Source organism: Sphaerisporangium sp. NPDC049457 (assembly GCF_055586705.1).
The window spans coordinates 1-6,496 of record NZ_JBVJHR010000043.1 but is presented as its reverse complement, the minus strand read 5'-3'; the positions used below and the strand labels follow the sequence as shown (position 1 = coordinate 6,496).

The following is a 6,496-nucleotide window of genomic DNA, read 5'->3' as shown; positions in this document are numbered from 1 at the left end:
GGGGCCCCTTGTCCGGGAGGACCCCACCAACAAAACGTCTGGGAAGACGCCGAGCCCACCCCCGGGCCACCCCCCCACCTTCTTTTGGGTGCCCCCCCCCCCGGGGGGGGGCCCCCCCCCCCCCCCCCCCGCCGTTCCGTGTCCGCGGACATCTTGGACGCATATCTGGCTTCGCCCTGTTAATGGGTTGATGGCGCCTTCCCCGCTTCTCCGCGCGGCGGCGGCCGGGATCGAGGCCCGCGGCACGCGCCCATTCCCGTACCCGCCGGTGCGCGCATCATTTCCGGGCCCGGATGACCGGCGTCATCACCGCCTCATTCACCATGCGGCACGCCAAACGCCGGGGACGGAAACGGCGACCCCTTTCACCGGCAACGGGACACTTTTCCATTTTATCCGCAGATGGCGCCGGATTTAAATCATCCGCATGTCGCATGACGATAGCGGGTCCAACGATCAGTACGGTGGGATCTCGAGACGCATCATCGGCAATGCGTTTTCACATAGCGATACCAAAAGCAAAGGACCGCTTTATGAAAAATGCCAGTCGGCCTCGTGTCGGGGCACGACATTTCGTTCGTTCCTTGCTGGCGGCGGCTCTCCCGGCGATGGTCGCGATGGGAGCCGTCATCGCGACACCACTCGCCGCGAGCGCGGCGACGGCGCCCGTGGCACTCGGCACGGCCGCCGGCTTCGGGGTCCTGGCCGGGACGTCGGTGAGCAACACCGGCCCCTCGCTCGTCGTCGGGGACCTCGGCGTGAACCCGGGGGTGGCGGTGACCGGCTTCCCGCCGGGCACCGTGACCGGGGCCGTCCAGGCCGGCACCGCCGTCGCCGCCCAGGCGCAGACGGCGCTGACCACCGCCTACAACGACGCGGCCGGCCGTGTTCCCACCGCGACCGTCGCGTCGGAACTCGGCGGCACCACGCGGCTGCCCGGCGTGTACAACTCCACGGCGGGCACCTTCGTGATCACCGGCAACCTCGTCCTGGACGCGCAGGGCGACCGCAGCGCGGTCTTCGTCTTCAAGGCGGCCACGACGCTGGTGGTCGCGCCGGGGAGCACGGTGACCCTCGCCGGCGGCGCCCAGGCCTGCAACGTGTTCTGGCAGGTCGGCACCACGGCGACGATCGGGGCGAGGGCGAGTTTCGCCGGCAGTGTCCTGGCGAACACCTCGGCCGCCGTGGGCGCGGGCGCGACCGTGAACGGCCGCGTGCTCGCCCGCACCGGCGCCGTGACGCTGGACGCCGCCCAGGTCAGGCGGCCGTTCTGCGTGGACAGGCCGACGGCCGTGGCCGTGACCACGTCCTGCGCCGATCCCAAGTATCGGGGCCCGCTGATCCTCACCGCCACGGTGCGCACCGATGACACGACCGTGCCGACGGGGCAGGTGGTGTTCCTGGCCGACGGCGTGAGCCTGGGCTCGGCCGCGCTGGACTCGCGCGGGCGGGCCACCCTGGTCGCCACGAGCCTGGGGGCGGGCGAGCACGACATCACCGCCTTCTTCACGGGCAACACCTCCTTCGACTCGAGCATCTCGGCGACGATCCGGGAGCCGCTCGGCCCGGGGGGCCGCTGCCCCGAGGACCACTGCGACCGGAAGGACGGGAGAGACGGGAAGGAGAGCCACGAACCGGGTGACAAGGAGGACGTCGACCGCGCCGACCAGAAGAACGCCGACAAGAGGCGCGACTTCGACGACCGCCACCATCACCGCAAGAAGCACGACATCGTGGAGTTCGCGACCGTGCGCACCATCACCGGCGTGCTCGGCGAGGGCGGCGGCCACCGTCACCACAGCGACCGTCACTCCTGGCACAACGGCCACCACGGCCAGTACGGTCACCAGGGCGGCTACGAGGGTGGCAAGTCGTACGGCAAGCACGCCAAGCACGGCAAGCACCGTGGCCACGCCAAGGGGCAGGCCCGCTCGCAAGCGCGGTCCATGGCCCAGGCGCAGCGGCGCCCCGGCGCCGGCGTCACCGGCTGACCTGACGTCCTGAACGCTCGCGGGGCCCGTCCGATCTCCTCGGACGGGCCCCGAACGTTTCCGAATGTCTTGTCAGGCGTTGTCAGGCGTTATCAGGCGGCCTTGCCCGGCGACCTGTCCTTGCGGGCGGCGGAGGCGTCGTCCCTGCGACGCCTGCCCGGACGGAGGACCCGGCGCAGCCGCCCGCCCTCCCCGGAGGCGTTCCCGCCGCACGGCCGACGGTGGGAGCCCGACGGCTCCTCGCTCCCGTCCTCAGCGGCCTGCGGAGCGCTCGGCTCCTCACTCCCCTGCCCGGCGGCCTGCGGAGCGTCCGGCTTCTCGCCACGGTGCTCGGCGGCCTGCGGAGCGTCCGGCTCCTCGCCACGGTGTCCGGCGGCCTGCTGAGCGCTCGGCTCCTCGATCCCGTGTCCGGCGGTCTGCGGAGCGCTCGGCTCCTCCGCGGCCTCGGCGTCCGGTCGCCGGCCCTCAGGCCGGAGGCCCGGCCCTTCCTCCCCGTTCTGGGCGAGCGGCTCCCGGTCTCCCTGCCGGACGAGCGGCTCCGTTCCCTCACTCCGCGTGACCGGCTCCCCCTGGTGCCGGACCGCCGGTCCTTCGTCCCCGCCCTGGGCGACCGGGTCCCCGCCGCCGTCCTGAACGGCCCGCTCCTCATCCCCACCCTGGGCGACCGGGTCCGCACTCGTGTGCCGGACGACCGGCGGGACGGCCGGCTCCTGGTCCCTCTCGTCGCTGCTCGGCTCCGCCTGACCTGCCCGCTCTCGCTGACGGCGGTCGAACTCCTCCTCGAGCTCCCGCGTACGTGACGCGAAGTCGTCCACGGCATCCTCGGTACCGCGAAGCAGCGTCTCCATCCATGACTCCTCGAGCTCCTGGAGCTCGGCGCGCAGATCTCGCACGCTCAGGTTTCTCGGATCGACTCTGTTCATGACTCCACCCTGTACCCATCGGGCGGAAACCGTCACCTTCTGACAAAGCGGGATATCTCACACCTGTCACCAAATCGTGATCTTTATGGCGAGGCGAACGAGACAGAGGAGGAGCGCTCGGCGGCCGGCCACCCCCGCCGCGTTACGACCGGTTTCCGGGCCGCGAACTGGAGCAGGGAGGGCGGCGAGCCGCTCCGGCCGGCCGCCGCCGCGCTTCCCGTCGCGGATCCGCCTGACGGCGGAGAAGGCTCCGGCAAATCGCCCGGTCAACGCCTCGCGACCAGTTGAAACTTTCAGCACCACTTCACTCTCTGACATAAGGCCGAGGTAAGAACGGGCAGGCTGGCGTGGCCGGAGGCGCCCATGACCTGAAATCTGCCTGACACGTCATTGACATCTTTGGTGTACCCAGCAGAATCCATGGTGGGAGCGCTCCCATCAATCAACCACTTCCCCAACCCGCTACGAGACCGACCCTGTGCCAACTTCTGTACCATCCATCGCCCTTCATCACTTTGGAGTACCTCCGGAATGTCAACAACATCGTTAGGGGCGGGAGCGCTCCCACGGTCACGGATGAAACGACGTGGCGTTTGGCTGGCGCTGACCAGCCTCTTGGCCGGTCTCTTCACCATCATGGCCTCCGTGCCGGCTTCCGCGGCCGTCGGCTGTACGGTCGAATACAAGTCCAACAACTGGGGCAATAGCGGCGGCTTCGGCGCCGAGGTGAAAATCACCAACACCGGAGACGCCTGGACGAGCTGGCGCCTCACCTACACCTTCCCCGGCAACCAGCGGGTCACGCAGGGCTGGAGCGCCAACTGGTCACAGAGCGGCGCCAACGTCACCGCGACCAACATGAGCTGGAACGGCAACATCTCCAGCGGCCAGTCGGTCGGCATCGGGTTCAACGGTAGCTACTCCGGCACCAACACCGACCCGACGACCTTCGCGATCAACGGCACCACCTGCAACGGCGGCGGCCCCACGCCCCAGCCGCCGACGGTGAGCCTGACCTCGCCGACCGCCGGCCAGACCTACACGGCGCCCGCCACGGTGAACCTCGCCGCCACCGCCGCCGACAGCGACGGCACCGTCAGCAAGGTGGACTTCTACCAGGGCAGCACGCTGCTCGGCACGGACACCAGCTCGCCGTACACCTACAGCTGGACCAACGTCGCCGCCGGCAGTTACTCGCTGACCGCCAAGGCGACCGACAACAGCGGGGCGTCCACCACCTCCTCGCCGGTGGGCATCACGGTGTCCGGCACGCAGAGCTCCAGCATCGTGGTCAGCTCGTCCTCGCTCCTGGTGCCCGAGGGCGGTTCCGCCACCTACTCCGTCAGCCTGTCGCGCGCGCCTTCGAGCAGCGTGACCGTGACGACGGCCAAGGCCAGCGGCGGCGACGCCGACCTCACGGTCTCCTCGGGCGGGTCGCTGACGTTCACCTCGTCGAACTGGAGCACTCCGCAGACCGTGCGCATCGCGGCCGCCGATGACTCCGACGACACGGCCGGCACGGCGACGTTCACCTCCAGCGCCTCCGGCTGGACCAGCGCGTCGGTGACCGCGACCGAGGCGGACGACGACGGCACCAGCGGCGGCAACGAGTACATCAACCGCTTCACCACGATGTACAACAAGCTGCACGACCCGGCGAACGGGTACTTCTCGCCGCAGGGTGTGCCCTACCACTCGGTCGAGACCCTGATGGTGGAAGCCCCGGACCACGGTCACGAGACCACGTCCGAGGCGTTCAGCTACTTCCTGTGGCTGGAGGCGGTGTACGGCCAGGTCACCGGCTCGTGGACCAACTTCAACAACGCCTGGGCGACGATGGAGAAGTACATCATCCCGTCCCAGCAGGACCAGCCCACCAACTCGTTCTACGACGCGAGCAAGCCGGCCACCTACGCCGGTGAGTGGAACGACATCTCGCAGTACCCGTCGAGGCTCGACAGCGGCGTCTCGGTCGGCCGCGACCCGATCGCGTCGGAGCTGCAGAGCGCGTACGGCAACAAGGACATCTACGGCATGCACTGGCTGCTGGACGTCGACAACACCTACGGCTTCGGCCGCTGCGGCGACGGCACCACCAAGCCGGCCTACATCAACACCTACCAGCGCGGCCCGGAGGAGTCGGTCTTCGAGACCATTCCCCAGCCGTCCTGCGACACGATGAAGTTCGGCGGCCCGAACGGCTACCTGGACCTGTTCACCGGTGACGCCTCCTACGCCAAGCAGTGGAAGTACACCAACGCCCCGGACGCCGACGCGCGCGCCGTCCAGGCCGCGTACTGGGCCTACACCTGGGCCAAGGCGCAGGGCAAGGACTCGCAGATCTCGGCCACCGTGGCCAAGGCGGCGAAGATGGGTGACTACCTCCGCTACTCGTTCTACGACAAGTACTTCAAGAAGCAGGGCTGCACCAGCACCTCCTGCGCGGCGGGCACCGGCAAGGACAGCTCGGCCTACCTGCTGTCGTGGTACTACGCCTGGGGCGGCGCGACCGACACCTCCGCCGGCTGGGCGTGGCGCATCGGTTCCAGCCACAACCACTCCGGTTACCAGAACCCGCTCGCGGCGTGGGCCCTGTCCAACGTGGACGTGCTCAAGCCCAAGGGTTCGACCGCCGTCACCGACTGGAGCACCAGCCTGACCCGTCAGCTGGAGTTCTACCGCTGGCTGCAGTCGAGCGAGGGCGCGATCGCCGGTGGCGCGACCAACAGCTGGGAGGGCCACTACGCGGCTCCGCCGTCGGGCACGCCGACCTTCTACGGCATGGCCTACGACTGGCAGCCGGTCTACCACGACCCGCCGTCGAACCAGTGGTTCGGCTTCCAGGCGTGGTCGCTGGAGCGCGTGGCCGAGCTGTACTACGCCAGCGGCAACACCATGGCCAAGACCGTGCTCGACAAGTGGGTCGCGTGGGCGATGGCCAACACCACGATCAACGCCGACGGCACCTACCAGATCCCGTCGACGCTGAAGTGGACCGGTCAGCCCGACACCTGGAACGCCTCCAGCCCGGGTTCGAACTCGAACCTGCACGTGTCGATCGCCGACTACACCACCGACGTCGGCGTCGCCGGCTCCTACGCCAAGGTCCTGATGTACTACGCGGCCAAGGCGAACAACACCGCGGCGCGCGACATGGCCAAGGCGCTGCTCGACGGCATCTGGCTGAACAACCAGGACGACAAGGGCGTGTCGGTGCCGGAGACCAAGGCGGACTACAACCGCCTGGACGACCCGATCTACGTCCCGTCCGGCTGGAGCGGCAAGATGCCGAACGGCGACACGATCAACTCCAGCTCCACCTTCATCTCCATCCGGTCCTGGTACAAGAACGACCCGGACTGGCCGAGGGTGCAGGCTTACCTGGACGGCACGGCTACGGCCCCGACGTTCCACTACCACCGCTTCTGGGCGCAGGTCGACGTCGCCGTCGCCCTCGCCGAGTACGGCCGCCTGTTCCCCTGATCCGCCCCACCCGCGGGTGGGGGGGGGGGGGGGGGCCCCCCCCCCCCCCCCCCCCGCGGGGGTTTCCTACCAAGCCCCCATCGCTCCCCCTCCTCGTTC

At 69.3% G+C, this 6,496-nt stretch carries 3 protein-coding genes; 2 read left to right on the top strand and 1 reads right to left on the bottom strand.

Annotated features, from left to right (window positions below):
- Positions 1 to 584: 584 nt before the first annotated feature.
- The gene (locus ACZ6QO_RS37735) at positions 585 to 1,991 is read left to right on the top strand and encodes an ice-binding family protein (RefSeq protein ID WP_465858311.1); all 1,407 of its coding nucleotides are present in this window, start codon (positions 585 to 587) and stop codon (positions 1,989 to 1,991) included.
- Positions 1,992 to 2,083: 92 nt separating this feature from the next.
- Here ACZ6QO_RS37735 and ACZ6QO_RS37730 read toward each other — a convergent pair whose 3' ends face one another.
- Positions 2,084 to 2,914, bottom strand: a complete 831-nt coding sequence (locus tag ACZ6QO_RS37730) for a DUF6158 family protein (protein WP_465858309.1) — start codon at positions 2,912 to 2,914, stop codon at positions 2,084 to 2,086.
- 636 nt (positions 2,915 to 3,550) lie between these two features.
- On the opposite strand from ACZ6QO_RS37730, the gene ACZ6QO_RS37725 reads away from it, so the two are divergent.
- Positions 3,551 to 6,397: a glycoside hydrolase family 48 protein gene (locus ACZ6QO_RS37725; protein WP_465858307.1), complete on the top strand. Its 2,847-nt coding sequence runs from the start codon at positions 3,551 to 3,553 to the stop codon at positions 6,395 to 6,397.
- The last annotated feature ends 99 nt before the right edge of the window (positions 6,398 to 6,496 follow it).